Below are 26,040 nucleotides of genomic sequence, written 5' to 3' on the forward strand. Positions count from 1 at the left end.
GCTGCCCCAGACCCCGCGCCTCAAACGCCGGCGGGGCTGGAACTTAGCCGCGCTGGATGCCCGAGGTGTCGTTCAGGACGCCGCGGCGGCCGTCCTGGGTCTGGGCGATCAGCGTGGCCGCGCCGTGCTGCTCCACGGCCAGGTACCAGGTGCCCGGGGCGAGTTCGGCGATCGGGGTGGGGGAGCCGTCCTCGGCGAAGAGGGGGCGGGCCACCGGGACGGCGAACCAGAACGGGGTGAAGTCGGCCGCAGGGGCCGGCTCCGGCGTCGGGGCGTGCTGGGCGGAGTCCTGCGGGCCCGGGGCCGGAGTCGGGGTGCCGCCGTACGGCGGGACCGGCTGCGGGGTGTTCCCGTACGGCTGCGGCTGCTGCTGCCCGCCCGGGTAGCCGTACCCGGCGCCGGGCAGCGGCTGGGCCCCGTAGGGCGGGACGGCGGCGGGCGCCGGAGCCGGGACGAGGGCACCGGCGAGCGCCGGGACCTTCGCGCCGAAGAGGGCGACGCCGGCCAGCGCCAGGGTGGCGAGGAAGGAGAGGATCGAGCCGGCACCCAGGTCGAGGGTGCTCGGGCAGGTGATCAGCGTCCACAGCGCCGACCAGGCGGCGGAGACGGCGAGCACCGTGCCCCAGGCCGCCAGCGGCAGGCCCAGGACCTTGCGGGTCTCCGGCTGGAATCGCGCGCCGACGAGCAGGCCCGCAGCGACGAATCCGATGAGGAAGACGCTGGGGAGTACCAGTCGGTACGCGTCGGTGTCCCAGGCGCTGGGGAGGTCGCCTCCGGTGGTGGAGTAGAAATCGAGGAACGAGGCGATGAACAGCAGCGCCGCTGCTCCAATCACCACGCCGTCGCCTCGAGTGAGGGAGCGGATGTTCACGTCTTAGGTGTCCTTCTCGGTCTCGGTCGTCTCGTGGTGCCGCGGTCGCAGCTCTTACCTGGAGCGGGGCGGGCGGCACCATGGTACGGACGTCTCGCACTGCCGAGAGGATCGGGGCGGCGAGCAGCCCCGGCGGGGCTGCTCGTGGACTACCCGCCCAGGTAGCCGACGATGCCGTCGGCGATGCCCTGGGCGGCCTTCTGCCGCCATTCCGGACTCGTCAGCAGCGCCGCGTCCTTGGCGTCACGCATGTTGCCGCATTCGACGAAGACCTTGGGCTGGGTGGACAGGTTCAGTCCGCCGAGATCGTCGCGCACGACCAAACCGGTACCGTTGCCAAGGTAGTTGGCGGGGGCCGATCCGGTGGTTCGGGCGAAGTTTCCGGCGATCCGCTCGCCGAGCTGCCGGGAGGGTTCCACGATCTTCGCGGTGTCCGCGGCGCCGCCCTTGACCTTGGCCGGGAGGATGACGTGGAAGCCGCGGCTGCCCGCGGAGACTCCGTCGGCGTGCACGGAGACCACGGCATCGGCCTTGGCCTCGTTGCCGATCCGGGCGCGCTCGTCGATGCACGGGCCGAACGGGCGGTCGGCGTGGTGGGTGAGGAGCACCTTGACGCCCTGCGCCTCCAGTACGGTCTTCAGCCGCTGGGAGACGTCGAAGGTGAACTCGGCTTCCATGTACCCGGAGTTGGTGGTCGTGCCGGTGGTGTCGCACTCCTTGCGGCCCGTGCCGATGTCCACCTTCTGGTTGATCTCGGTGCCGTGCTGGAAGTTGCCCGTGTTGTGGCCGGGGTCGATGACGACCGTCCGGCCCGTGAGGGGGCCCTTGGCGGGGGCCGGGAGGGGGGAGGGGGCCGCCGGGGAGGGCGTCGTAGCGGCCTCCGCGCTCGGGGTCCCGCTCGCGCCCGCGTTGGGCTTCGCGTCACCGTGGGCCGAGTGGGAGGCGGGTGCCGGCTTCAGCTGGGCCTGTTCCCCCTCGGGCCCGGCCCCGGCCAGCACCTGGGTCAGGACCCAGCCGGCCAGGCAGGCCGGTGCCAGCGCGGCGGCCGCCACGACGAGGGTGGAGCGGCGGGTGAACCAGTGCCGGTCCGGGCTGACCGACGTGGAGGACTCGGGGGGCGGGGGCGAGGGACTGTCGTCGTTGCGCACGCCGCGATGCTAATCCGACGAGATGCCCGGCAGCCGGACCCTGCTCCATCCGAGGGCGCGTAGCGCCGCGTGCACGCCCCGGGCCCCCAGGACGCTACCGAGCGCTCAGATGCCCGGTCCGGTACGCCGCAGCACGCGCAGGGAGTCCGTCGCCGAGACCTCCTCGAAGGCCCCCGACGCCAGGGCGCGCAGGTAGATCCGGTACGGGGCCTGGCCGCCGTCGGCCGGGTCCGGGAACACGTCGTGGATCACCAGGGTCCCGCCCTCGGCCACGTGCGGGGCCCAGCCCTCGTAGTCGCCGCTCGCGTGCTCGTCGGTGTGCCCACCGTCGATGAAGACGAAGCCCAGCGGACCGCCCCAGGCGGCGGCGACCTGCGGGGAACGGCCGACCATCGCGATCACGTGGTCCTCCAGCCCGGCCTTGTGCAGGGTCCGGCGGAAGGTCGGCAGCGTGTCCATCAGCCCGACCTCCGGGTCCACCACGCTCGGGTCGTGGTACTCCCAGCCCGGCTGCTGCTCCTCGCTGCCCCGGTGGTGGTCGACGGTGATCGCCGCGACCCCGGCCTCGCGCGCCGCGTCGGCCAGCAGGATCGTGGAGCGGCCGCAGTACGTCCCGACCTCCAGCAGCGGCAGCCCCAGCGCCCCGGCCGCGGTGGCGGCCTCGTGCAGGGCGAGTCCCTCCCGTACGGGCATGAACCCCTTGGCGGCCTCGAATGCGGCGAGGGTCTCCGGCTTGGGGGTGGCCATGGTTCCTCCGGGGATGGGGGGTCGGTGTTCGGGCGCCCATGCTGCCCTACCGCCCGGTAGGGCGCCATGCCGGGGCCCGCGGGGCCCGCGTGCTCCCTCAGGGGGACAGGCTCGGCGCGCCCCATCTAGCCTGCTTATCCGCTTGGTCTATTTCCGTACTTTGTTCGCCATGTTCAGACTCGGAGTCTTCGCCGGCGCGGCCGCGGCCCTCGCGACCGTGGTCGCACTGCCCGCCGACGCCCATGCCCACGCCCGTGCCCAGCAGATCGTGCTGTGCAGTCAGACGGCCCTCAGCAACGCCATCACCCAGGCCAACACCGTCCCCGGCCCCGCCCTGCTCTTCCTCGCCCCCGGCTGCACGTACACCCTGACCGCCCCCAACAACCCCGGCAACGGCCTGCCGGTCGTCACGAGCGACATCACCATCGTCGGCAGCCAGAACATCATCAGGCGCCAGTCGGCGGCCGCCTTCCGCATCTTCAAGGTCTCCGGCCCGAACGCCCGGCTGAGCCTGTCCAACCTCACCGTGCGCGACGGCCGGTCGGGCGGCGAGGGCGGCGGGGGCATCTACGTCGACACCGGGAGCGCGCTCACCCTCAACTCCGTCGAAGTGACCCGGAACCTCTCGGCCGTGTCCGGCATCGGCGCGGGGATCGCCAACTTCGGCACGCTCACCCTCCGCAACAGCACCGTGAGCTACAACATCTCCACGAACAACGGGGGCGGCATCTTCACGAACGGCACCGCGAACATCTCGAACACCACCATCACCGGCAACACCGCCCACGACGACGCCGGCGGGATCGACGCACGCGGCAGCCTGACCCTCGCCAACAGCCGTGTCACCGACAACGCGGCCCGGGTCGGCGCCGGCGGGATCCTCGCGTTCAACCTGACGGGGACCGTCACGGACACCCTCATCCGCGGCAACACGCTGGCCGGTGACGGCCAGGACGGCGGCGGCATCTTCAACCGGACCTCCACGCTGACCCTGGAGCGCACCACCGTCTTCGCCAACCGGGCCCTCGGCTCCGGGGCGCGGGGCGGCGGTCTCGCGAACGCCTCCGACGCCACCCTCACCGTTCGCAACAGCTCGGTGACCCACAACTTCGCCAACGCCGCCCCGGGCGGCATCTTCAACAACGGCGGCACCCTCTCGCTGGTCGCCACCCTAGTGCAGGACAACCAGCCGACCGACCTCTGACGGGTCACCCACGGTGAGGCGCATGCGCGAGCCGGTATCAATCTCCGGAAGGAAACGGTCAGTTGTGTACTTCCCCCCATCGGACCGCGACGGCGTGACTACGCTCGGCGATGACCGAAACCGCACGCCGCACGGTGTCAGCTTGGGGGTGACCGTCCCTTGGTCAGCATGCGCGACCTCGATCCCAGCGCCTCGCCGCTGGACTACTACGGCTACGAACTGCGCCGCCTGAGGGAGGACGCGGGGCTCAACCAGGCGCAGCTCGGGTCCATCGTCTTCTGTACGGGTTCCCTGATCGGCCAGATCGAGACCACGAGGCGGGTGCCGACCCGCGATTTCTCCGAACGGGTCGACGCCGCGCTGGGGACCGACGGGCTGTTCTCCCGCCTGGTGGGCCTGGTGCTACGGAACCAGCTGCCGACGTGGTTCCAGCCGTACGCGGAGATGGAGGCGCGGGCTGCGTACCTCTCGACGTTCCAGGCGCAGTTGGTGGATGGCCTGTTGCAGACGACGGAGTACGCGCGTGCCGTGCTGGGTGTATGGGGCGAGGAGGAACTCGATTCCAAGGTGGCCGCCCGGATGGAGCGGCAGCGCATTCTCGACCGCGAGAACCCGCCACTGATGTGGGTCGTGATGAGCGAGACCGCGCTGCACCAGGAGATCGGCGGCCGGGAGGTCATGCGGAACCAACTCGCCCATTTGCTGGCTCTGGAGAGCCGGGAGTGGGTGCAGGTGCAGATCTTGCCCTTCGAGGCGGGCGCTCACGCGGGGCAGCCAGGATCGTTCAGCCTCCTGCGGTTCGACGACAACCCGGATCTCGTCTATACCGAGGACTTCGTTCAGGGCCATATGACGGCCAATCCACAGGCTTTCAGGGAGGGTTCACTCCGATACGATCATTTGCAGGCCGCTGCCCTCTCCGTGGAGGCATCGGCGGCACGGATCGCCCGCGTAATGGAGGAGCGCTATGGAGACCATCCAGAACCTGACGGGCACGCGGTGGCGTAAGTCCTCGTACAGCGCTGACACTGGAGGTCAGTGCGTCGAGTGCGCCCCCCTCGGCGGGGCCGCCTGGCAGAAGTCCTCGTACAGCGGTGACACCGGCGGTAACTGTGTCGAGGTCGCCGCCCAGCCCTGTCGGGTCGCCGTGCGGGACTCCAAGAACCCCGAGGGGCCGGGCTTCACCGTCGGCGCCGCCGCCTTCGCCGCCTTCGTAGGGTCCCTGTCTGCATGAAGGACCTGGGGCCGGCCGACCCCGCGCACATAGGGCCCTTCCGGTGCGTCGCCGTGCTCGGGCAGGGCGGTATGGGGCGGGTGCTGCTCGGGGTCGGGCCCGACGGGCGGTTCGTCGCGGTCAAGCGGGTGCATGCCGAGCTGGCCGAGGACGAGAGGTTCCGGGCCCGGTTCCGGCTTGAGGTCGCGGCCTCGCGGAAGGTGTCGGGCGCCTTCACCGCGCCCGTGGTCGACGCCGACCCGGACGCCGAGACGCCCTGGCTCGCCTCGCTCTTCGTGCCCGGGCCCTCGCTCGGCGAGGCCCTGGCGGCTGCCGGGCCGCTGCCCGAGGAGGCCGTGCGCAGGCTGGCGGCCGGGCTCGCGCACGCGCTGGCCGACGTACACCGGGCGGGTCTGATCCACCGGGACCTGAAGCCGTCCAACGTACTGCTCGCCGGGGACGGCGTCCGCGTCATCGACTTCGGCATCGTGCGCGCCGTCGGGGACCTGACGCGGATCACGCACGCGGGCGCGCTGATCGGCTCGCCCGCGTTCATGTCGCCCGAGCAGGCCCTGGGGGAGGAACTGACGCCCGCGAGCGATGTGTTCGCCCTCGGCTCCACCCTGGTCACGGCCTGCACCGGGAGCCCGCCGTTCACCTCGGGTTCCGGGCCCGGGCTGCTGTACGAGATCGCGCACGGCGAGACCGACCTGGACGGCGTACCGGACGGGCTGCGTCCCGTCGTGAAGGCCTGCCTGGCCAAGGATCCGGCCGACCGGGCGACCCTGCCGGAGCTGCTCGCCCTGATCGGGCCCGTCCCGCCCTCGGCGCGGCCCTGGCCCGAGCCGGTGCGGGAGCTCCTCGCCGCCCAGCGGGCGGACACGGCCCGGCTCGGCGGTCCGGCACCCCGCGCCCGGCCCCGGTGGCTGCGGCCGCTGGTGTCCGCGCTGGCGCTGGCAGTGGTGGCGACCATGGCGCTCACCGTATGGCGGCCGGGCCTGGTGCAGGCCTACCGGGACCTCGTACCGGAGTCCGTACCGACGCCCGGCGGGACACCCCTGGCCCAGGTGCAGGACGTCTACCGCAAGCCCCCGGGCTGTTCGGAGACCAGGGTGCGCGTGCCGTCCGAGTTCGTCTCCAGGAGCAACGGGGTCGGCCCGGTCGAGAACTCGGGCTCGGTCGCGGTCAGCTGCACCTGGAACAGCCGGACGGGCGAACAGATCGAGGCCGACTGGAGGTTCTTCTCGACCGAGGCCGGCGAGGGCACCGGTGCCGAGCGGTCCAAGCGCTACCACGAGGTCTTCCACGAACCCGGCCGGACCCGGCGCGATCTGAAACTCGGGTTCGCACAGGAGGGGCTGTGGAGGCCGCCCGACGACGACGGGGACCCGAGCTGCACGCTGCACGTACGGGACTTCAACATGACCTCCTTCGTCTCGGTGCGCGGACCCCGCTACCCGCCCGGCGGATGTGAGGCCGTGGTCCGGGAGGTGTCCGAGTCGATCGTGGACGCGATGGGGGGACGATGAGAGCGCCGGGGGGAGCATGAAACCGCTGAGGGAGTCGGATCCGGCCGGGGCGGGACCGTACCGGCTGCTCGCGGAGATCGGCCGGGGCGGCATGGGCCGCGTCCTGCTCGGCGCGGCGCCGGACGGGCGGCTCGTCGCCGTGAAGCTGGTGCACGCCCGCTACGCCGAGGACGACGGCTTCCGCGTCCGGTTCCGGCGCGAGGTCGCCGCCTCGCGGAAGGTGTCCGGCGCCTACACGGCGGCCGTGCTGGAGGCCGACGCGGACGCGCCGGCGCCGTGGCTGGCCTCGGTGTTCGTGGCCGGGCCGTCGCTGGGGGCCGCGGTGGCGAGCGGCGGGGCGCTGCCCGAGGCGGCGGTGCGGAGGCTGGCTGCCGGGCTGGCGACGGCCCTCGCGGAGATCCATGGGGCCGGGCTGGTGCACCGGGACCTCAAGCCGGACAACGTGCTGCTCGCCGAGGACGGCGTGCGCGTGATCGACTTCGGTATCGCGCGGGTGGCCGAGCCGGGCGAGATCACCGAGCTGACGCGGGCCGGGGCGGTGATCGGCTCGCCCGCCTACATGTCGCCCGAACAGGCACAGGGCGGTGAACTGACCCCGGCGAGCGACGTGTTCTCCCTCGGGTCCGGGCTCTTCCTGGCCGCGACCGGCCGCAGCCCCTTCGCGGCGGGGACGGTCGCGGTGACCCTGTACAACATCGTGCACACCGAACCCGATCTGGGCGGCCTCCCGCCGGGGCTGCGCCGCCTCGTCTCCCGCTGCCTGGCCAAGGACCCGGCCGCCCGGCCGACCCCGGCGGAGCTGCTGGGCCTGGCGGGGGCGGCCGACGGCACGGGGTGGCCGCCCGCCGTCGGGCGGATGGCCGCCGCACAGCAGGAGGAGATCGACCGGCTGCTCCAGGAACGGGGCGAGGGTGAGGGCGGGGACGGGGACGGGGACGCGGACCGGGACGGGGATCGGGCGGGTCTGTCGGCGGACGCGGGCGAGGGCGTGGGCGTGGTCGAGGGCGTGGGCGCGGGCGTGGGCCCGGACCCCGACGCGGCGACGACCACCGCCCCGCGGGCGGTCCGCCCGGAGCGGGCGCACGCGCCTCGAGGCCGGCGGCTGCCCGTGCGTCGGCTGCTGGTGGCCGCGGGGATCCTCGTAGCGGGCTGGTTCGGGACCCCGTACGCGCAGCGCGTGCTGGATGAGCAGCCACCGGCCCCGCCGGTCGAACCGGACCGGTACCTGAGCGTGCCGCGCTGCGAGGAGGCGGCGGGGACGCTGCCGCTGCCGGAGCGGAACACCGAGAAGGACAGCCACGACGACAGCGCCGAACGGTCGAATACGCACTGTGCCTGGCAGGTGGCCTGGGACGTGGTCGGCGGCGCCCCCGAGCCGAAGCCGTACGCGTCCGTCTCCTGGTACGTGGAGCGCAGCGACCGCGTCCCGGGCAGCGGGCCGCGGCGCCAGCGGGCCAACTTCGGCGTGGGGCGGACCGACCACGACCTCGGGTTCGGGGACGCCGCGTACTGGGACACCCCGGAGCAGGGGCAGAGCTGCCTGCTGGGCGTGCTCGACGGGAACCTCATGGTGTGGGTCGGCCTCGGCGGCCCGGAACACCCCGCCGAGACCTGCGAGACCGAGGCGAAGGAGATCGCCCGGGCCGCGCTGGCGGCCGTACCACGCTGAGCCGGGCGGCGCTAGGGCCTGTCGTCAAAGTGATCTTGGGTTGTGGATCATGGTGTCGTGATACGTCGCCATGAACTGTCCGATGCCGAGTGGGAACTCGTGCAACCGCTGTTGCCCCGGCCTGTTTTCGGGCGGCCGAGGCTGGATGACCGGACGGTTCTCAACGGGATCGTGTGGAAGTTCCGGACCGGGGTCGCATGGCGGGACGTGCCTGAGAGGTACGGGTCGTGGGCCAGCCTCCACACCCGTTTCCGCAGGTGGGCGGCGGACGGGACCTTTGAGCGGATGCTCCGGGCAGCCCAGGCGCAAGCGGATGCCGCGGGCGATATCGAGTGGCTGGTGTCGGTGGATTCCAGCATCGTCCGTGCCCACCAGCACGCGGCCGGAGCCCGAAAAGGGGGCTCCGCAGCCCGGCCCTCGGCCGGTCCCGCGGCGGGCTGACCAGCAAGATCCACCTGGCCTGCGACGGCTTGGGCCGGCCCCTGGCCTTCGTCCTGACCGGCGGGAACACCAACGACTGCACCCAGTTCACCGCCGTGATGGACGCGATACGGGTGCCTCGAACGGGACCGGGCCGGCCGCGGATGCGGCCCGGCCACGTCATCGGCGACAAGGGCTACAGCTCGAAGGCGATCCGGACCTGGCTGCGACGCCGGGGCATCGCCCACACCATTCCGGAGCGGTCCGACCAGGTCCGCAACCGGGCCCGGCGCGGGAGCCGGGGCGGCCGCCCGCCCGTCTTCGACAAGCAGGTCTACAAGCGCCGCAACGTCGTGGAACGGTGCTTCAACCGCCTCAAGCAGTGGCGCGGCATCGCCACCCGGTACGACAAGACTGCCCAGTCCTACCAAGCAGCCGTCACCCTCGCATCGCTCCTGATGTGGGCGTGACACTTTGACGACAACTCCTAGGAGTTGTCGTCAAATGTCACGCCCACATCAGCAGCGATGCGACGAGTACTGCGCGGCCGTGCAGTCGTTGCTGGCGCCGTTGCCAGTGCTCGGGTTCGAATGGCGAAAGTTGGCCATGGCGACCTACGGAGGTCGCCATGGCCAATCTGGCGTTGAGCGCGCCGGGATCAGCGGACTCCGAACATCAAGGTGAAGGTCGCAGCGCGATTGCCAAAGCGATCAGTGTAGCGGCCGACACCGGGACCTGCGTCTTTGAATCGAGGGTCGAGGATGGCTTTGCGATGCCCGTTGTTGGCGTAGTTGTTCTGGGGGTCGTGATTCATCCACCAATAGACGGCGGCCCTGGGGGTGCCCCAGGTCCATCCTGCAGGCACGACATTCGTGCCGTCGCTCCGCCCTCCGCCGTTCTGGGTGTTCTCGCTCATCGCGCTATACGCGCCGTAGCCTGACTTGGCGATGCGGTCTTCTGGCCAGGCGTATCCCGCTCGGGAGTCCCAGTGACCGCATCCAAACCAGTTCGGGTTGGACGGGCAGCGTCGATCCGGGGCGGTCGCCCAGTTCTCGGAGTGCGCCCGCGCCGCGGGGGCGAGGTGGTCGTTGAAGCAGAGCGGCGCCAGACCACGCTGCGAGCGCTCCACGTTCACGAGGTGGAGCACCGCGTGCTCGGCGTTGACGACGTCGGCGTCGGTCTGGGGAACCTTGTCGACATAGCCGGCGTACCGCTCTTCCGCCTTCTGGCAATCTCCAGGCCTAGACGTGTCGCCGTTAGCCCAGGATGCGGAGATGTCGCTCTTCCCGTCGCCGTTGAAGTCTCCGGCGGCCCACTTGGTTGTGTTCATCCAGCCGCCGGCGTTCGTGGCCCAGTGGCTGCGGTTGAAGCCTGAACCGGTCGACAGGCTCACCGTTATGGTGTTCGATCCGCCGTTGTTCCAGACAGTGGCGAGGTCGGCTTTCCTGTCGCCGTTGAAGTCCCCGGCTACCCACGGGGTTCCGTCGATCCAGCCACCGTCCCGGTTGCTCCACTGCGTCCACCCCGGGAACCGGGAGCCATCAGAAAGGTAGACCGCGGTGGACAGGCTGCCGCCGTTGTTCCAGGATGCGGAGATGTCGCTCTTCCCGTCGCCGTTGAAGTCTCCGGCGGCCCACTTGGTTGTGTTCATCCAGCCGCCGGCGTTCGTGGCCCAGTGGCTGCGGTTGAAGCCTGAACCGGTCGACAGGCTCACCGTTATGGTGTTCGATCCGCCGTTGTTCCAGACAGTGGCGAGGTCGGCTTTCCTGTCGCCGTTGAAGTCCCCGGCTACCCACGGGGTTCCGTCGATCCAGCCACCGTCCCGGTTGCTCCACTGCGTCCACCCCGGGAACCGGGAGCCATCAGAAAGGTAGACCGCGGTGGACAGGCTGCCGCCGTTGTTCCAGGATGCGGAGATGTCGCTCTTCCCGTCGCCGTTGAAGTCTCCGGCGGCCCACTTGGTTGTGTTCATCCAGCCGCCGGCGTTCGTGGCCCAGTGGCTGCGGTTGAAGCCTGAACCGGTCGACAGGCTCACCGTTATGGTGTTCGATCCGCCGTTGTTCCAGACAGTGGCAAGGTCGGCTTTCCTGTCGCCGTTGAAGTCCCCGGCTACCCACGGGGTTCCGTCAATCCAGCCACCGTCCCGGTCGCTCCACTGCGTCCACCCCGGGAACCGAGAGCCATCAGAAAGGTAGACCGCAGTGGACAGGCTGGCGTTTGAAGTAGCGGCCAGCGTACGGCCTGAAACGGGGGCTAGGGCGACTGCCAATAGCACGAGCGCGGCCGTGCCCCATGTTTGAAGCCTCAACATAAGCTCACCTACCGCGGTAATACGCGATCTGGGCCACTACAAGTAAAAGGCAGACCGGTCCACCACGCCACAGCAGCACCCTCACCCCGCTCCTGATGTCTGAAACACCCTTTAGTAGCGGGCCAGTGTGCCGCTCTCGCGCGTGATGTGGGTGCTGGACATCCAGCCTTCGGTGTTCGTGCCGTCGATACGGGCGTAGATCCACTTATTGCCATGGGCGTTGGTGATGTAGCAGTGGTAGAAGACCTTCGTACCGGTCTTGACCACGTTCACGTAGCTGCACTCCGCGTACGGCCCGGTGTAGAAGTGGGAGTTGTCGACCAGGAAGCCGAAGCCGTTGCTGCGGTTCTCGTGGGCCCAGCCGGTGCACGCCGTCGACACCGGGGCGGGCTCCTTCACCGTGGAACTGGGCTTGGCGGTCGGAGAGGCGGGCGGGGTCGCTCCCGGCTTGTCGCCGGTCTTGCCGGGCGTCGGCGTCGCACCTGTCTTGGGGGACGCGCCCGGAGAACCTGCGGGCGACGGGGTCTTGCTGCCGGTCGGCTCGTTGCTGCCCGCCGGGGAGCTGACGGCGGGCGGCGTCGCCCGCGCACCGTCCGGGGTCGTGCCCTCCTGTCCGCCCGTCAGGGCGTAGGTGATGCCGCCGCCTGCGGCGAGGAGTACGACGGCGGCCGCTGATGCGGTGAGGACGCGGCTGCGGCGCCGGGCGCGACCGGTCGTGGAGCGGCTCGTCTCGGGACCCGGGACTCCGGCCGGGCCCGCGACCGGCGTACCGGGCTGCGGAAGCGCCGACGGCTGGTGGGGCTGGGGGTAGCCGTAGCCGTAGCCGGCGTGCGGAGGCTGCGGGGTGGGCTGGGGGTAGCCCATGTGCGGAGGCTGAGGCTGGGGGGTGGGCTGGGGGAGCAGCGGGGGGCCGAACCCGGGGGGCGGTGTGACGGCGGACGCGGCCCCGGGAGCCACCGTGGGAGTGGAGGCCGGAGCGGGGGCGGGAGCGGGAGCGGCGGTGGGAGTCGGGGCGGCGGACGCGGGGTGCACCGGCCGGCCCGAGGCGACGCGCTCCAGCATGTCGCGCGCCTGGTCCGCGGTGGGCCGGTCCTCCGGCTGCTTCGCCATCAGCGCCTGGAGCACCGGCGCGAGTGGTCCTGCCCGGCGGGGCTCCGGCAGGGGCTCGGTGACGATGGCCGACATGGTGGACCACGCGGAATTGCGGCGGAACGGCGAAGTGCCCTCCACGGCCGCGTACAGCGTCATGCCGAGTGCCCAGATGTCCGACGCGGGACCGGGCTCCCTGCCCTGCGCGCGCTCCGGAGGCAGGTAGTCGAGGGAGCCGATGATGTCACCGCTGCGGGTCAGCCTGGCCATGGCGTCGTCGCCGGAGGCTTCCATGGTGGCGATGCCGAAATCGGTGAGAACGACCCTCCCGCCGTGCTCCAGCAGCACGTTCGCGGGCTTGACGTCCCGGTGCAGTACGCCGGCCTGGTGCGCGGCGTCGAGCGCGTCCATCAGTTTCGCGCCGATCGCCGCGGCCTCGTGCGGCTCCAGGGTGCCGCGCTCCATCAGCAGGCCGTCGAGGGAGGTCCCCTCGACGAGTTCCATGACGATGACCGGCAGGCCCTGCTCCTCGGTCACGTCGTGCACGGTGACCACGCCGCTGTGCCGTATTCGGGCGGCGGCCTGCGCCTCCCGCTGCATCCGGGTCCGCAGATCTGCCAGTTCGGCCGCGGAGGAGTCGTTGAAGGCGCGCAGGACCTTGACGGCGACCTCTCGGTTCAGCAGCTCGTCCACTGCCCGGGCGACCACTCCCATGCCGCCGCGCCCGATCATGGCGGTCACCCGGTAACGGCCCCCGAGGACCTTGCCTATCAGCTCTCCGCCATTCGTATCCCCCGTCGTCACCGCACGCTCCGTTCCATCACGTTCGTCATCCATCCACATCGATCCACCTACCAGCGGCATCAAGGGTAGAGGCAGGTGGGTGAGGGGGCGGCAGCGGCATTCCTGCGGAAGAACACGTTCTCATCTGACCTTCCGTCAGATGAGAACGTGTTCTAGTCTGCCGCGCATGGGCATCGGAATCACAGCGGAACAACGGGAGTTGGCCGAGGCGGTGCGCGGCTGGGTGGCGCGCGCCGCACCGCCCGAGGAGGTGCGCAAGCTGCTCGACACCCCGCCGCAGACCGGGGCGCGGCCCGCCTACTGGGACGCGATGGCCGCACAGGGCCTGCTGGAGCCCCACCTGGAGGGCGGCACCCTGCTCGACCTCGCCGTGGTGGTGGAGGAGGCCGCCCGGGCGGCGCTGCCCGGGGCGTACCTGCCGAGCGCGCTGGCCTCCGTCCTGCTGGACCGGGCCGGGGCCGCGCCGCTCGACGGCCGGGTCGGGGCGGTCGCGCTTGGCCCCGGCACGCTGACCGCCGTCGCCGTGGAGGGCGGCGGCTACCTCCTCGACGGCACCGCGCCGCCCGTGCTCGGGGCCGGGGAGGCCGACCTCGTGCTGCTCGCCGCCGAGGCACCGCACGGCACGCGCTGGTTCGCCGTGGACGCCGCCGCGCTGGCCATCCGTACGCACGAGAGCGCCGACCCGACCCGCCCCACCGCCGAGGTCCACGCGCGCTCGGTCACCGCCGGGCCGGACCGGGTGCTGGAGCTGGACGCGGCCCTCGTACGGGACCTGGCCTGCGCGCTCTTCGCCGCCGACGCCTGTGGCACCGCCGCCTGGGCCCTGCACACGGCCGCCGAGTACGCCAAGGTGCGCGAGCAGTTCGGCCGGCCCATCGGGCGGTTCCAGGGCGTCAAGCACCTGTGCGCCGACATGCTGGTCCGCCTCGAACAGGCCAGGGCGCTGGCCTGGGACGCCGCGAACGCCATGGACGAGCCCGGCGCGAGCGCCGAGGTGCGTACGCTCGTCGCCGCCCTGGCCGCCGGAACCGCCCTGGACGCGGCCTACTCCTGCGCCAAGGACTGCATCCAGATCCTCGGCGGCATCGGCTTCACCTGGGAGCACGACGCCCACATCTACCTGCGCCGGGCCCTGGTCGCCCGCCAGCTCCTCGGACACGGCGACGGGCACCGCGTACGGGCCGTGCGGTGCGCCGCGGGCGGTGCGCGGCGCGAGCTGCGCCTGGACCTCCCGGAGCGGGCGGAGGCGTACCGGGCGAGCGCCCGGACCGCCATCGAGGACGCCCGCGGCCTCGACCCGGCGGCTGCCCGGCGGATCCTGGCCCCCACCGGATACGCGGCCCCCTACCTGCCGCCCCCGTACGGCCTCGGCGCGGGACCCGTCGAACAGCTCGTCGTGCAGCAGGAGCTGAAGGAGGCCGGGGTCAGGATCTCCGACCTTGGCATCGCGACCTGGGTCGTGCCCTCCCTGCTCGCCTACGGGACGGACGCGCAGCGGGAGGCGTACGTGCTGCCCACCCTGCGCGGGGAGCTCACCTGGTGCCAGCTCTTCTCCGAGCCGGGCGCCGGCTCGGACCTCGCCTCGCTGCGGACCAGGGCCGAGCGCACCGAGGGGGGCGGCTGGCGGATCAACGGCCAGAAGGTGTGGACGAGTTCCGCGCACAGCGCCGACTTCGGCATCCTGCTGGCCCGCACCGACCCCGACGCACCCAAGCACCAGGGGCTCGGCTACTTCGTCGTCGACATGCGCAACACCCCCGGCATCGACGTCCGGCCGCTCAAGGAGATCACCGGCGAGGCCCTCTTCAACGAGGTCTTCTTCGACGACGCCGAGCTCCCGGCGGACGCGCTGGTCGGCGCGGCGGACGGCGGGTGGAAGGTCGCCCGCAACACCCTCGGCAACGAACGCGTCCACATGGCCGACCAGATGACCTTCGACACCGGCCTGGAGGCCCTGATCGACCGCTCCGCCGGCCTCGACGGGACGTACAGGGCGCGCATCGGGGTGCTCGCCGCCGAGGCGCACGCCCTGGCCTGCATCGGGCTGCGCACCACCCTCCAGCAGGTGTCGGGGCTGGAACCGGGCGCGGGCGCCTCCGTACGCAAGCTCGTCCAGACTCCGCACCAGCAGCGGACCGCCGAGCTGGCCCTGGAACTGCTGGGGCCGGCGGGCGCGGTGCGCGAGGGGGCGGGGGAGCGGGCGGTGCACGGGATGCTCATGTCCCGCTGCCTGACCATCGCCGGGGGCACCACGCAGGTCCAGCTCAACGTCGTCGCCGAGCGGATCCTCGGCCTTCCCAGGGACTAGGAGTTGTCGGACATGAAGTCGGGCATGAAGTCGTACATCGTGGGCGTCGGCATGACGAAGTTCGAGAAGCCGGAGTCGAGGGACTGGCAGTACTGGGACATGGTCAAGGAGGCCGGTTCCGCGGCGCTCGCGGACGCGGGCGTGGACTACGGGCTCGTCGAGCAGGTGCCGGTGGGCTACTGCTTCCAGGCGTCCACGGCCGGGCAGCGGGCCGCGTACGAACTGGGGCTGACCGGGGTCCCCGTCTACAACGTCAACAACAACTGCGCGACCGGGTCGACGGCGCTGATGATGGCCCGGCAGTTCGTGGAGGGCGGGCTGAACGACTGCGTGCTCGCGCTGGGCTTCGAGAAGATGAAGCGCGGCGCGCTGGGGGGCGGGGCGGACGGGGGCGACTTCAAGACGTCTCCGGTGGCCCGGCACTACGGGATCATGGCCGCCGCGCACGGCTTCGAGATGTCACCGCCGACCGCGCAGATCTTCGGGAACGCGGCCCGCGAGCACATGGAGCGGTACGGGACCACGGCCGCGCAGCTCGCGATGGTGGGCGCCAAGAACCACCGGCACTCCGCGAACAACCCGAACGCGCAGTTCCAGGACGTGTACACGGTGGAGGAGATCCTGGCGGCGAAGGAGATCCACGCACCGCTGACCAAACTCCAGTGCTCGCCGACCTCCGACGGGGCGGCGGCCGCGCTGGTCGTCTCGGAACGGTTCGTCGTCCGGCACGGGCTGCACGACAAGGCGGTGGAGATCGTCGCGCAGGCGATGACCACGGACACCGGGGACAGCTTCGGGGGCTCCTGCATCGACGTGGTCGGCAAGCCGATGACGGCGGCGGCCGCGCGGCAGGTGTACGAGGCGTCCGGGCTCGGCATCGAGGACGTGGACGTGGTCGAACTCCACGACTGCTTCTCGATCAACGAGCTGCTGACGTACGAGGCGCTCGGCATGTGCGGGGACGGCGCCGCCGGGAAGCTGGTGGAGAGCGGGGCGACGACCTATGGCGGGCGGTGGGTGGTCAACCCCTCCGGGGGGCTGATCTCCAAGGGGCACCCGCTGGGCGCGACGGGGCTGGCGCAGGCGGCGGAGCTGGTGTGGCAGCTACGGGGCGAGGCGGGGGCCCGTCAGGTCGCGGGGGCCGGGGTGGGCCTCGCCCACAACATCGGGCTGGGTGGTGCGGCGGTGGTCACCCTGCTGCGGAGGTAGCCTCCCGGCGGGGTGGCGGTGCGTGCCCGTGCGGCCTCCCGGCGGGGTGACGGTGCGTGCCCGTGCGGCGCCGCTCCTGGGGCTCTGCCCCGGACCCCGCGCCTCAATCGCCGGCGGGGCTGGGTTTGGCGCGGCCCGGCCCGAGCGACGGGTCGATCACCGTTTCGCCCCGCGAGGCCCGGCGGATCGCGTCCGCCAGGTCCTCGATCGGGTCGTCGCGCAGGATCAGGCCCGCCGCCCCCGAGGCGAGGACCGCGTCCAGCAGGCCCGGGCGGGCCGAGCCGGTCAGGACGAGGACCCGGCACTCCGGGTCGTCCGCCAGGACCCGGGCGACGGAGCCGGGCTCCTCCACCAGTGCCACCACCGGACGGGCCATCGCGTCACGGACGACCTCGATGTCCGGCTGGAGGCCGAGCCGGAGCGCCAGCGCCGGGTTCGGCGGGTCCAGCAGCACGCGCAGCGAAGGGGCCTGGCGGTGGTCAACGGGCATTTCTTCCACCCCGGAAGGGTATGGCCCAGCCCTCGCGAGCCCGTGCAACACGCCTCGGCGGAATGGAATCTGACGGCAGGTCAAGACTCTTCCCTCCTGCTGGGGCGTGCGTTATACATTCCTTCAACCGGCCCTAGAACGCGTTCTAGAACCGGTCCCGCATACGACCTCGGTGCGGCCGACGGTGCGGACGGCCGCACCGAGGTCTTCCAAGGCCCCCGTTCTCCAGAAACAGGGAGCAGCATCCCCATGCCGATCGATGCCGCCAAGGCCCTCGCCGCCACCCCCCGTCTGGGGGCCATCGGCTGGGACCACAAGGACATCCAGCTCTACCACCTCGGCCTCGGCGCGGGCCGCCCCGCCAACGACCCCGACGAGCTGCGCTACACCCTGGAGTCCAAGCTCCACGTGCTGCCCAGCTTCGCGACGGTCGCCGGTGCGGGCATGGCCATGCTCGGCGGCCTCGCCGCCCCCGGCATCGAGGTCAACCTCGCCGCCGTCCTGCACGGCGGGCACTCCATCGAGCTGCACCGGCCCATCCCGGTCAAGGGCGAGGCCACCTCCACTTCCAGGGTCGCCGCCGTCTACGACAAGGGCAAGGCCGCGGTGATCGTGCTGCGTTCCGAGGTCGCGGACGCCGACGGGCCGCTGTGGACGAGCGACGCGCAGCTCTTCGTACGGGGCGAGGGCGGGTTCGGCGGCGAACGCGGCCCCTCCGTCACCTCCGGGCAGCCCGAGCGCGCCCCCGACCGCACCGAGGAGCGGCACATCCGGGAGGACCAGGCGCTGCTCTACCGGCTCTCCGGCGACTGGAACCCCCTGCACGCCGACCCCGAGTTCGCCAAGCTGGCCGGCTTCGACCAGCCGATCCTGCACGGCCTGTGCTCGTACGGGATGACCCTCAAGGCCGTCGTCGACACGGTCCTGGGCGGGGACGTCTCCCGGGTCCGCGCCTACCGCACGCGCTTCGCCGGGATCGTCTTCCCCGGCGAGACGCTGCGCATCCGGATGTGGCAGGAGTCCGGCCGCGTCCTGGTGTCGGTGACCGCCGTCGAACGGGACGACGCGCCGGTCCTCGCCGACACCGTCGTCGAACACTCGTAGCACCCACAGAAGGAGCCGCACCGTGCGCGCAGCACTGCAGAGCGAGATCGGCCAGGACAAGCTCGAGGTCGTCGACGACATGGAGGCCGTGGGCCTCGGTCCCGGCAAGGTGAAGATCCGGATCAAGGCCACCGGCCTGTGCCACTCGGACCTCTCCGCGATGAGCGGCATCCTGCCGCAGCCCGCCCCCTTCATCCCGGGCCACGAGGGCTCCGGGGTGATCGCCGACGTCGGTGACGGGGTCACCAGCCACAAGATCGGCGACCGGGTCCTCGTCTGCTGGCTGCCGCCGTGCGGCCACTGCCCCGCCTGCAGGCGCGGCCAGGGCCACCTGTGCCTGGAGAGCCTGGTCAACGCGGGCATCCCCAACTTCAAGCGCGCGGGCGGGGACATCTTCGGCTTCGCCGCCACCGGCACCTTCGCCGAGGAACTCGTCGTCGACGCCAAGTGCGCCGTACCGATCCCCGACGACGTGCCCTTCGACATCGCCGCCCTCATCGGCTGCGGGGTCACCACCGGGCTCGGCGCGGCCATCAACACCGCCAAGGTGGAGGCCGGGTCCTCGGTCGCCGTCATCGGCTGCGGCGGCGTCGGCATATCCGTCATCCAGGGCGCCAAGGTGCAGGGCGCGGCGCAGATCGTCGCCGTCGACCCGGTGGAGTCGCGGCGCGGGGCCGCCCTGCGGTTCGGCGCCAGCGAGGCGGTCGCCCCGGACGCCTTCGACGACGCCAAGAACCGGATCACCGGCGGCGAGGGCTTCGACTACGTCTTCGAGGTCGTCGGCAAGTCCGCGACCGCGCAGACCGCGTACAAGATGACCCGGCGCGGCGGCAGCGTGGTCATCGTCGGCGCGGGAGCGCTGGACGACAACTTCCAGATCGACATGTTCTCGCTGTTCTTCGACGAGAAGAAGATCCTGCCGTCGATGTACGGCGGCGGCGACGTGCTCCGCTCCTACGAGCGCACCATCGCACTGTGGCGGGCCGGCCGGGTGGACCTGGAGAGCCTGATCACGCACCGGGTGCAGCTCGCCGAGATCAACGACGCCCTCGACCAGATGCGTACGGGCACGGCCCTGCGCACCTGCATCGAGATCTGACCCGTTCCACCGATTCCGAGGGGAACCGTACGGATGTCAATGCCACTTGAGGGGCTCTGCGCCATCGTCACGGGCGCGGGCCGCGGCCTCGGCCGGGCCGAGGCGGTCGAACTCGCCAGGCTCGGCGCGAGCGTGGTCGTCAACGACTTCGGCCAGCCCGGCCGCGACGGCTCCGGCGAGGCCTCGGCGGCCCCGGCGGAGGAGGTCGCCGCGGAGATCCGCGCGGCGGGCGGGCAGGCGGTCGCGCACCTGGGGGACGTGGCCGACTTCGAGCAGGCGCGCCAGCTGGTCGACCTGGCGGTGAGCAGCTTCGGCAAGCTCGACATCCTGGTCAACAACGCGGGCATCCTGCGGGACCGGATGGTCTTCTCGATGTCGGAGGAGGAGTGGGACTCGGTGATCCGGGTCCACCTCAAGGGTCACTTCAACACCACCCACTTCGCGTCCGTGCACTGGCGCGAGCGGTCGAAGGCGGCGGGCGGACCGGTCTACGGCCGGATCGTCAACACCTCCTCCGAGGCCTTCCTCGGCGGCTCGGCCGGCCAGCCGAACTACGCGGCGGCCAAGGGCGGCATCGTCGGCCTGACCACCTCGACCGCCCTCGCGCTGGCGAAGTACGGGGTGACGGCCAACGCCATCTGCCCGCGCGCCCGCACCCGGATGACGGAGGACGTCTTCGCGGGCTTCCAGGTCCCGGAGGAGGGCAAGCTGGACGCCCTCGCCCCCGAGCACGTCTCCCCGCTCGTCGGCTACCTGGCCTCGCCCGCCGCGGCCAAGGCCAACGGGCAGCTGTTCGTCGTACACGGCGGGATCGTGGTCGTGATGGAACGCCCCAAGGTGGCGGCCAAGTTCGACACCGGCAAGGAGGCCTTCTCCTTCGAGGAGCTCGACGAGGTCCTGACCCCGCACTACGACTCCCGCCCGGCGAACGAGACGTTCGCCGCGACGGAGGTCCTGGGCCTCAAGCACGACTAGGGCCGTGGCCGGTCTCCCTTGGCCCCCGGCCCGGCCACCCGGCCCCCGGCCCCGGCCCCCGGCCCCCCGGGTCAGCCGAGGGGGGCCTGCTGGAGGGGGACCGGGCGCCTCGCCGGCTGCGGCGGCGGGTCCAGGCGGACCGGCGGGGGAGGGGTGACCGGCAGGGTCATCCCGAGGATCCCGCAGGGCACCTCCGGGGTCGCGTACGGCAGGTGGAGCCGGCCCTCCCGGCTCCACAGGCCGGTACCGCCGAGCCAGCCCACCGGGGGGCCGAGCCGGAAGACGTGCCGGTCGGCGGGGCGCCACAGCGCGAGGCCGTGCCCGGGCAGCCGCAGCGCGACCCCGCAGGTCTCCGGCATCAGGGCCTGGCCCGGCTGCACGGCGAAGGGCACGGCCTGCGCCAGGCCCTCCCCGCGCAGGCACTCCGGGAAGCGCACCGGCAGGGAGCTGCCCAGCACCCCCCAGCCGAGCCGCGGCTGCCCGGGGGCGTCCGAGCGGATCAGCAGCAGCCCGCTGTCGGGGTCGGCGAGCAGCAGCCGGTCGTCGCTGCCCTCCGTGATCTGGAGCAGCGGGGACACCTCGGCGCCACCGGCTCCGCCGCCGCCCAGGTCCACGGCGACGGCCTTGGTGACCCCGTCCACCTCGCGGTCCAGGGCCAGCATCCGGCCCGCCCGGTCCAGCCACACCCCGCCGGAGCACCGCCCCGGGATGTCGGCCGCGCGCCGCGGCCCGGGGGAGCCGCTCCCGGCCACCTGCCAGACCGTGCTGCCCGTGTCCGACACGGCCAGGGCGAAGGCGCAGGACCCGTCCGGCGACGGCGGCAGCAGGCGGACCCGTACGCCCTCCTCCGCCTCCACCCCGCCCAGCTGGAGCTCCCCGGTGCGCGGCCCGGCCGCGGCGCCCGTCGGGTACAGCAGCGCGAAGGCGTGCCGCTCCGCCACCCGCCGGTGGATCAGCACCCGCCCGTCGGCCAGCGGCAGCACCTCGCTGTCGGCCTCCTCGGGCTGCGCGAGCGGCAGCGGGACCGCGTACGCCTCGGGCCCGGCCAGGGTCCAGCGCTCCGCGTACAGCGCCTCGCCGTCCCCCGCGAGCCGGGCGGCGTACGACCCGTCCGCGGTGATCGTGAACGGCGCCGTGGCCGGGGCCGCGGGCGTGGCCGTCGTCGTTTCGATGGCACAGACAGTCATCTGCGCGTCACCTCCGGGTCAGGAAGCTAGTTTTCGGACTTCCCGCGAACAACACGACCAAGACGGCTTCACACATAAGGGTGGCCGGGCGGCGATTCGCGTGTGGTGAAGGTGGCGATTGTGCTGTGCGATATCGGGGCGTTTAGGGTGGGGAATTAGTTAGGTATGCCTAACCATCCCCTCGGTCATCCCCTGCCGCCCCACACCAGGAGTCGCCCCATGTCCTTCCGACGCCGCGGAACAGCCGCCGTCGCACTCGCGGCCGCCGCCGCACTCGTCCTCACCGCCTGCGGCGGCAAGGACGGCGAGGCGGCCAAGGGCGACAAGGCCGGGGGCGGCGGCAAGCAGGCCGTCGCCCAGGGCGGCAAGGAGTTCGGCGACGCGGCGGCGAAGACGGCCGCCTTCGGCACCACCGCCCAGGCCGGCCAGTTCCCGCGCACCATCACCCACGCCATGGGCTCCACCGAGCTCAAGGCCGCCCCCAAGCGGGTCGTGGTGCTCGACGTCGGAGAGCTCGACAACGTCGTCTCGCTGGGCATGCAGCCCGTCGGCTACGCGCCGTCCGAGGGCGACGAGTCCATCCCCGACTACCTGAAGAAGGATGCCGGCGAGCCCAAGTCGGTCGGCACCATCAACAACCTCAACCTCGAAGCGGTCAACGCCCTCAAGCCCGACCTGATCCTCGGCAGCCAGCTGCGCGCCGCGGACAAGTACGACGCGCTCTCCAAGATCGCCCCGACCGTGTTCTCCATCCGCCCGGGCTTCACGTGGAAGGAGAACTTCCTGCTCAACGCCGCAGCCCTGGACAGGACCGCCGAGGCGAAGACCAAGCTGGCGGCCTACGAGGCCAAGGCGGTCAAGCTCGGCGAGGACCTCGGCGAGAAGAAGCCGACCGTCACGATGCTGCGCCACATGCCGGGCAAGACCCGTCTCTACGCCGGGGCCTCCTTCATCGGCACGATCCTGAAGGACTCCGGCATCCCGCGCCCGCAGAACCAGCAGGCCGAGGAACTGGCCGTCGAGATCAGCCCGGAGCGGATGGACGAGGCCGCCGCCGACTGGATCTTCACCGGGGTCTACGGACCCAAGGACAAGACCAAGCGCGACTCCGCCGAGGCCAACCCGCTGTGGAAGGGGCTGGAGGCCGTGCAGCAGGGCCGCGCGGTGGATGTCCCGGACGAGACCTGGTACCTGGGCCTGGGCGTGACCGCCGCGGACAAGGTCCTGGACGACCTCCGCGGCCACCTGGTCAAGTAGCCGGGGGTAATTCCAGCCTCGGCGGCCTTCGAGGCCCGACCGGGGGCAAATCCAGCCCCGCCGGCGTTTGAGGCGCGGGGTCTGGGGCGGAGCCCCAGGAAACCCGGCTCCGCCGGGCACCGGGCTCTGCCCGGACCCGCTCCTCAAACGCCGGAGGGGCTGGTTCGGCTCCGGCGGGGCCGGGGGATGGCGCCCGCAGGGCGGGGGATGGCTCCGGCGGGGCGGGATGGGGCCGCCCGGCGGCGGTACCGCGGCCCGCGGAAGCGACACCGCGCCTGGTGGGGAAGGTCGCCACGGACGGTAGCCTTGGCCCGTGCCCCGTCTCTCTGAAGTCATCGCCGCGCTGGACGCTCTCTGGCCCCCCTCGCGGGCCGAGCAGTGGGATGCCGTCGGGACCGTCTGCGGTGACCCCGACGCCGAGGTCTCCCGGGTCCTGTTCGCCGTGGACCCCGTCCAGGAGATCGCCGAAGAGGCGCTGAAACTGGGCGCCGACCTGATCGTCACCCACCACCCCCTGTACCTGCGCGGCACCACCACCGTGGAGGCCGGCACCTTCAAGGGCCGCGTCGTGCACACGCTGATCAAGAACGACATCGCGCTGCACGTCGCCCACACCAACGCCGACAGCGCCGACCCCGGAGTCTCCGACGCCCTCGCCGGCGCCCTGGACCTGCGGGTCACCGGCCCGCTGGTGCCCGACGCCACCGACCCCGCAGGCCGCCGTGGCCTGGGCCGGATCTGCGAGCTGGACCGCCCCGAGACCCTGCGGGAGTTCGCCGCCCGGTGCGCCGCCTGGCTGCCGCCGACCGCGCAGGGCATCCGTGTGGCCGGCGACCCGGACGCGCTGATCCAGCGCGTCGCGGTCAGCGGCGGTTCCGGCGACAGCCTCTTCGAGCAGGTCCGCGCCGCGGGCGTGGACGCCTTCGTGACGGCGGACCTGCGCCACCACCCGGTGTCCGAGGCCCGCGAGCAGAGCCCGCTCGCCCTCGTCGACGCCGCCCACTGGGCCACCGAGTGGCCCTGGTGCGAGCAGGCGGCCGCACAGCTCGACGCGATCTCCGAGCGCCACGGCTGGGGCCTGCGTACCCACGTCTCGCGCACGGTCACCGACCCGTGGACGGTGCACGCGCCGTCCGTGACTTCCCCTTCTATCCCTGGAGCCCCCAACTGAACGCCGAGCCCGCCGACCAGATCCGACTTCTCGACGTCCAGGCCCTGGACGTGCGGCTGTCTCAGCTCGCCCACAAGCGCAAGTCGCTGCCCGAGCACGCCGAGGTCGACTCGCTGACCAAGGACCTCACCCAGCAGCGCGACCTGCTCGTCGCCGCCCAGACGCAGGCCAGCGACGCCGCCCGCGAGCAGACCAAGGCGGAGCAGGACGTGGACCAGGTCCGCCAGCGCGCGGCCCGCGACCAGCAGCGGCTCGACTCCGGCGTGGGCGTCTCGGCCCGGGACCTGGCGAACCTGCAGAGCGAGGTCGTCTCCCTCGCGAAGCGGCAGAGCGACCTGGAGGACGTGGTCCTGGAGGTCATGGAGCGCCTGGAGGCCGCGACCGAGCGCGTCACCGGCCTCACCGGGCGGGTCTCCGACCTGGAGACCGAGCTGACGGACGCCACCGCGCGCCGCGACGCCGCCACCGGCGAGATCGACGCCGAAGCCGCCAAGATCGCCAAGGACCGCGAGGTCATCGTCGGGTCCATGCCCGTCGACCTGATGGCGCTGTACGAGAAGATCCGCGTCAAGCAGGGCGGGGTCGGCGCCGCGCGCCTCTACCAGCGCCGCTGCGAGGGCTGCCGCCTGGAGCTCGACATGGCCGAGGTCAACGAGATCAAGGCCGCCGCGCGCGACCAGGTCGTACGTCACGAGAACTGCGGCCGCATCCTGGTCCGTACGGCCGACTCGGGCATCTGATGCAGAGGCCCGTCCGGTTCGTCGTAGAGGCGGACGGCGGATCCCGGGGCAACCCGGGTCCCGCCGGCTACGGAGCGGTGGTCCTCGACCCCGCCACGGGGGAGACGCTGGCCGAGCGCGCGGAGTACATCGGCGTCGCGACGAACAACGTCGCCGAGTACAAGGGTCTGATCGCCGGGCTCGAAGCGGCGCGCGCGCTGGCACCGGACGCCGCGGTCCTGGTCCGCATGGACTCCAAGCTGGTCGTCGAGCAGATGTCTGGCCGCTGGAAGATCAAGCACCCGGACATGAAGCCCCTGGCGGCGGAGGCGGCGCGGATCCTGCCGCGCGCGCAGGTCACGTACGAGTGGATCCCGCGCGAGCAGAACAAGCACGCGGACCGGCTCGCCAACGAGGCGATGGACGCGGGCAAGCGCGGAAAGCCGTGGGAGCCCTCGGACTCCTCTGCCGTCTTCGACCGCGGCGCCGCCCGAGCGGTGGCGACCCCGCCGGCCGGCCCTCCGGGGGACGCGGCCGCGGGCGCGGCGGCGGTCCGGGCGGCCCTCGCCTCCGGCGCGGCCGCACGGGCCGGTTCCCCGACGGCCTCGGTCGTCGCCGACACGCTCTTCACGGAGTCCCTGCCGGGCCGCTCCGCGGGGGAAGACGGTCCGGCGGGCACCCCCGTGATCGAGCCCTGCCTCGACTCCGACACGCCGGCGACCCCGGCGGCCGAAGCCCCCGCCACGGGCCCGGCGACCGGCGCGGCCACGGCCGGCGCGGGCGCGGCCACCGGCACCACCACCGGTTCGGCCACCGCCACCGCCACCGGTACGGCGACGGCGACGGCCGGCAGCCCCGGCTGGGGACCCGACATGGGGACCCCCGCCACCTTCGTGCTGCTGCGCCACGGGGAGACCGCCCTCACCCCGCAGAAGCGCTTCTCCGGCAGCGGCGGCAGCGACCCCGAACTGTCCGCGGCCGGCCGGCGGCAGGCCGCCGCCGTGGCCGAGGCACTGGCCGCGCGGGGCACCGTGCAGACGGTCATCAGCTCCCCGCTGCGCCGCTGCCGCGAGACCGCCCAGGCCGTCGCCGACCGCCTCGGGCTCCGGGTGACCGTCGAGGAAGGCCTGCGCGAGGTCGACTTCGGGGCCTGGGAGGGCCTGACCTTCGCCGAGGTGAGGGAGCGGTTCCCCGACGACCTCCAGGCCTGGCTGGACTCCCCGCGGGCGGCCCCCACGGGCGGCGGCGAGAGCTTCACGGCCGCCACCCGCCGCATCTCGGCGACCCGCGACCGGCTGCTGGCCGCCCACGCGGGCCGCACGGTCCTGCTCGTCACCCACGTGACCCCGGTCAAGATCCTGGTCCGCCTCGCCCTCGGCGCCCCGCCGGAGGCGCTGTTCCGCATGGAACTCTCCGCGGCCTCCCTGTCGGCGGTGGCCTACTACGCGGACGGCAACGCCTCGGTGCGCCTGCTGAACGACACCTCCCACCTGCGGTAGCGGTCGGTCGGCAGCAG

General features: G+C 72.4%; 21 protein-coding genes and 1 pseudogene. 15 read left to right on the forward strand and 7 right to left on the reverse strand.

Translation table 11 applies throughout. The annotated features are described in order from the left end of the window. Positions 1 to 43: 43 nt before the first annotated feature. The 3 genes from OG447_RS14390 to OG447_RS14400 all read right to left on the reverse strand — a co-directional run bounded on the left by OG447_RS14390 (position 44) and on the right by OG447_RS14400 (position 2,766). Complete coding sequence (locus OG447_RS14390) at positions 44 to 871, reverse strand: hypothetical protein (RefSeq protein ID WP_266936883.1); 828 nt, start codon at positions 869 to 871, stop codon at positions 44 to 46. Between the two features lie 149 nt (positions 872 to 1,020). Continuing rightward, a complete protein-coding gene (locus OG447_RS14395; protein ID WP_266938872.1) occupies positions 1,021 to 1,923 on the reverse strand; it encodes an N-acetylmuramoyl-L-alanine amidase in 903 nt (300 codons plus the stop codon). A gap of 201 nt (positions 1,924 to 2,124) precedes the next feature. Continuing rightward, complete coding sequence (locus OG447_RS14400) at positions 2,125 to 2,766, reverse strand: class I SAM-dependent methyltransferase (RefSeq protein ID WP_266936884.1); 642 nt, start codon at positions 2,764 to 2,766, stop codon at positions 2,125 to 2,127. 169 nt (positions 2,767 to 2,935) lie between these two features. Between OG447_RS14400 and OG447_RS14405 the strand changes: the two genes are divergently transcribed. The 6 genes and pseudogenes from OG447_RS14405 (at position 2,936) to OG447_RS14430 (ending at position 9,271) form a co-directional block, all read left to right on the forward strand. Then, the gene (locus OG447_RS14405; RefSeq protein ID WP_266936885.1) at positions 2,936 to 3,970 is read left to right on the forward strand and encodes a right-handed parallel beta-helix repeat-containing protein; all 1,035 of its coding nucleotides are present in this window, start codon (positions 2,936 to 2,938) and stop codon (positions 3,968 to 3,970) included. Positions 3,971 to 4,129: 159 nt separating this feature from the next. Next, complete coding sequence (locus tag OG447_RS14410) at positions 4,130 to 4,978, forward strand: helix-turn-helix transcriptional regulator (RefSeq protein WP_266936886.1); 849 nt, start codon at positions 4,130 to 4,132, stop codon at positions 4,976 to 4,978. Beyond that, a complete protein-coding gene (locus OG447_RS14415; protein WP_266936887.1) occupies positions 4,938 to 5,204 on the forward strand; it encodes a DUF397 domain-containing protein in 267 nt (88 codons plus the stop codon). The genes OG447_RS14410 and OG447_RS14415 overlap by 41 nt, the downstream gene beginning before the upstream one ends. Beyond that, the gene (locus tag OG447_RS14420; RefSeq protein ID WP_266936888.1) at positions 5,201 to 6,712 is read left to right on the forward strand and encodes a protein kinase; all 1,512 of its coding nucleotides are present in this window, start codon (positions 5,201 to 5,203) and stop codon (positions 6,710 to 6,712) included. Before OG447_RS14415 ends, OG447_RS14420 begins: the two co-directional genes overlap by 4 nt. A 16-nt stretch (positions 6,713 to 6,728) precedes the next feature. After that, on the forward strand, positions 6,729 to 8,381 hold the full coding sequence (locus OG447_RS14425; RefSeq protein WP_266936889.1) for a serine/threonine-protein kinase: 1,653 nt from the start codon (positions 6,729 to 6,731) through the stop codon (positions 8,379 to 8,381). Positions 8,382 to 8,480: 99 nt separating this feature from the next. After that, positions 8,481 to 9,271, forward strand: a pseudogene (locus tag OG447_RS14430) (IS5 family transposase). 188 nt (positions 9,272 to 9,459) lie between these two features. On the opposite strand, the gene OG447_RS14435 reads toward OG447_RS14430, so the two are convergent. Both OG447_RS14435 and OG447_RS14440 read right to left on the reverse strand, forming a co-directional pair. Next, entirely contained in the window at positions 9,460 to 11,112 is a 1,653-nt protein-coding gene (locus tag OG447_RS14435) for an FG-GAP-like repeat-containing protein (RefSeq protein WP_266936890.1), read from the reverse strand. 111 nt (positions 11,113 to 11,223) lie between these two features. Continuing rightward, positions 11,224 to 13,005 carry a serine/threonine-protein kinase gene (locus OG447_RS14440; RefSeq protein ID WP_266936891.1) on the reverse strand — a complete coding sequence of 594 codons (1,782 nt, stop codon included), beginning with the start codon at positions 13,003 to 13,005 and terminating at the stop codon, positions 11,224 to 11,226. Between the two features lie 166 nt (positions 13,006 to 13,171). Here OG447_RS14440 and OG447_RS14445 point away from each other — a divergent pair, with 166 nt between their 5' ends. Together OG447_RS14445 and OG447_RS14450 are read left to right on the forward strand one after the other, a co-directional pair. After that, the gene (locus OG447_RS14445) at positions 13,172 to 15,313 is read left to right on the forward strand and encodes an acyl-CoA dehydrogenase (protein WP_266936892.1); all 2,142 of its coding nucleotides are present in this window, start codon (positions 13,172 to 13,174) and stop codon (positions 15,311 to 15,313) included. A gap of 24 nt (positions 15,314 to 15,337) precedes the next feature. Then, positions 15,338 to 16,522 (forward strand): lipid-transfer protein, encoded by a 1,185-nt coding sequence (locus tag OG447_RS14450; RefSeq protein ID WP_266938873.1) that lies wholly within the window; start codon positions 15,338 to 15,340, stop codon positions 16,520 to 16,522. Positions 16,523 to 16,625: 103 nt separating this feature from the next. Here OG447_RS14450 and OG447_RS14455 read toward each other — a convergent pair whose 3' ends face one another. Next, entirely contained in the window at positions 16,626 to 17,012 is a 387-nt protein-coding gene (locus OG447_RS14455) for a DNA-binding response regulator (protein WP_266936893.1), read from the reverse strand. Positions 17,013 to 17,261: 249 nt separating this feature from the next. Here OG447_RS14455 and OG447_RS14460 point away from each other — a divergent pair, with 249 nt between their 5' ends. From OG447_RS14460 to OG447_RS14470, 3 genes are read left to right on the forward strand one after another with little or no spacing between them, the layout of a single operon-like run. After that, entirely contained in the window at positions 17,262 to 18,116 is an 855-nt protein-coding gene (locus tag OG447_RS14460; RefSeq protein ID WP_266936894.1) for a MaoC/PaaZ C-terminal domain-containing protein, read from the forward strand. Positions 18,117 to 18,138: 22 nt separating this feature from the next. Further along, the gene (locus tag OG447_RS14465; protein ID WP_266936895.1) at positions 18,139 to 19,215 is read left to right on the forward strand and encodes a Zn-dependent alcohol dehydrogenase; all 1,077 of its coding nucleotides are present in this window, start codon (positions 18,139 to 18,141) and stop codon (positions 19,213 to 19,215) included. A 33-nt stretch (positions 19,216 to 19,248) separates the two neighbouring features. Next, positions 19,249 to 20,190 (forward strand): 3-oxoacyl-ACP reductase, encoded by a 942-nt coding sequence (locus tag OG447_RS14470; protein ID WP_266936896.1) that lies wholly within the window; start codon positions 19,249 to 19,251, stop codon positions 20,188 to 20,190. A gap of 71 nt (positions 20,191 to 20,261) precedes the next feature. Here the strand turns inward: OG447_RS14470 and OG447_RS14475 are convergent, their stop codons facing one another. After that, on the reverse strand, positions 20,262 to 21,377 hold the full coding sequence (locus OG447_RS14475; protein WP_266936897.1) for a hypothetical protein: 1,116 nt from the start codon (positions 21,375 to 21,377) through the stop codon (positions 20,262 to 20,264). A 219-nt stretch (positions 21,378 to 21,596) separates the two neighbouring features. Between OG447_RS14475 and OG447_RS14480 the strand changes: the two genes are divergently transcribed. From OG447_RS14480 to OG447_RS14495, 4 genes are all read left to right on the forward strand, one after another. Further along, positions 21,597 to 22,634, forward strand: a complete 1,038-nt coding sequence (locus OG447_RS14480; RefSeq protein WP_266936898.1) for an ABC transporter substrate-binding protein — start codon at positions 21,597 to 21,599, stop codon at positions 22,632 to 22,634. Positions 22,635 to 22,947: 313 nt separating this feature from the next. Continuing rightward, positions 22,948 to 23,805 carry a Nif3-like dinuclear metal center hexameric protein gene (locus tag OG447_RS14485; protein WP_266936899.1) on the forward strand — a complete coding sequence of 286 codons (858 nt, stop codon included), beginning with the start codon at positions 22,948 to 22,950 and terminating at the stop codon, positions 23,803 to 23,805. Then, positions 23,802 to 24,545 carry a zinc ribbon domain-containing protein gene (locus OG447_RS14490; protein ID WP_266938874.1) on the forward strand — a complete coding sequence of 248 codons (744 nt, stop codon included), beginning with the start codon at positions 23,802 to 23,804 and terminating at the stop codon, positions 24,543 to 24,545. The genes OG447_RS14485 and OG447_RS14490 overlap by 4 nt, the downstream gene beginning before the upstream one ends. Then, on the forward strand, positions 24,545 to 26,023 hold the full coding sequence (locus OG447_RS14495) for a bifunctional RNase H/acid phosphatase (RefSeq protein WP_266936900.1): 1,479 nt from the start codon (positions 24,545 to 24,547) through the stop codon (positions 26,021 to 26,023). The genes OG447_RS14490 and OG447_RS14495 overlap by 1 nt, the downstream gene beginning before the upstream one ends. Positions 26,024 to 26,040: the final 17 nt, after the last annotated feature.

This window comes from Streptomyces sp. NBC_01408 (assembly GCF_026340255.1).
GTDB lineage: Bacteria > Actinomycetota > Actinomycetes > Streptomycetales > Streptomycetaceae > Streptomyces.

Bases quoted from the DNA above. Each gene is read 5' to 3' on its own strand.
- OG447_RS14400 (WP_266936884.1), bottom strand. From the start codon at position 2,766: ATGGCCACCCCCAAGCCGGAGACCCTCGCCGCATTCGAGGCCGCCAAG.
- OG447_RS14405 (WP_266936885.1), top strand. From the start codon at position 2,936: ATGTTCAGACTCGGAGTCTTCGCCGGCGCGGCCGCGGCCCTCGCGACC.
- OG447_RS14415 (WP_266936887.1), top strand. From the start codon at position 4,938: ATGGAGACCATCCAGAACCTGACGGGCACGCGGTGGCGTAAGTCCTCG.
- OG447_RS14420 (WP_266936888.1), top strand. From the start codon at position 5,201: ATGAAGGACCTGGGGCCGGCCGACCCCGCGCACATAGGGCCCTTCCGG.
- OG447_RS14425 (WP_266936889.1), top strand. From the start codon at position 6,729: ATGAAACCGCTGAGGGAGTCGGATCCGGCCGGGGCGGGACCGTACCGG.
- OG447_RS14435 (WP_266936890.1), bottom strand. From the start codon at position 11,112: ATGTTGAGGCTTCAAACATGGGGCACGGCCGCGCTCGTGCTATTGGCA.
- OG447_RS14445 (WP_266936892.1), top strand. From the start codon at position 13,172: ATGGGCATCGGAATCACAGCGGAACAACGGGAGTTGGCCGAGGCGGTG.
- OG447_RS14450 (WP_266938873.1), top strand. From the start codon at position 15,338: ATGAAGTCGTACATCGTGGGCGTCGGCATGACGAAGTTCGAGAAGCCG.
- OG447_RS14455 (WP_266936893.1), bottom strand. From the start codon at position 17,012: ATGCCCGTTGACCACCGCCAGGCCCCTTCGCTGCGCGTGCTGCTGGAC.
- OG447_RS14460 (WP_266936894.1), top strand. From the start codon at position 17,262: ATGCCGATCGATGCCGCCAAGGCCCTCGCCGCCACCCCCCGTCTGGGG.
- OG447_RS14470 (WP_266936896.1), top strand. From the start codon at position 19,249: ATGTCAATGCCACTTGAGGGGCTCTGCGCCATCGTCACGGGCGCGGGC.
- OG447_RS14475 (WP_266936897.1), bottom strand. From the start codon at position 21,377: ATGACTGTCTGTGCCATCGAAACGACGACGGCCACGCCCGCGGCCCCG.
- OG447_RS14480 (WP_266936898.1), top strand. From the start codon at position 21,597: ATGTCCTTCCGACGCCGCGGAACAGCCGCCGTCGCACTCGCGGCCGCC.
- OG447_RS14495 (WP_266936900.1), top strand. From the start codon at position 24,545: ATGCAGAGGCCCGTCCGGTTCGTCGTAGAGGCGGACGGCGGATCCCGG.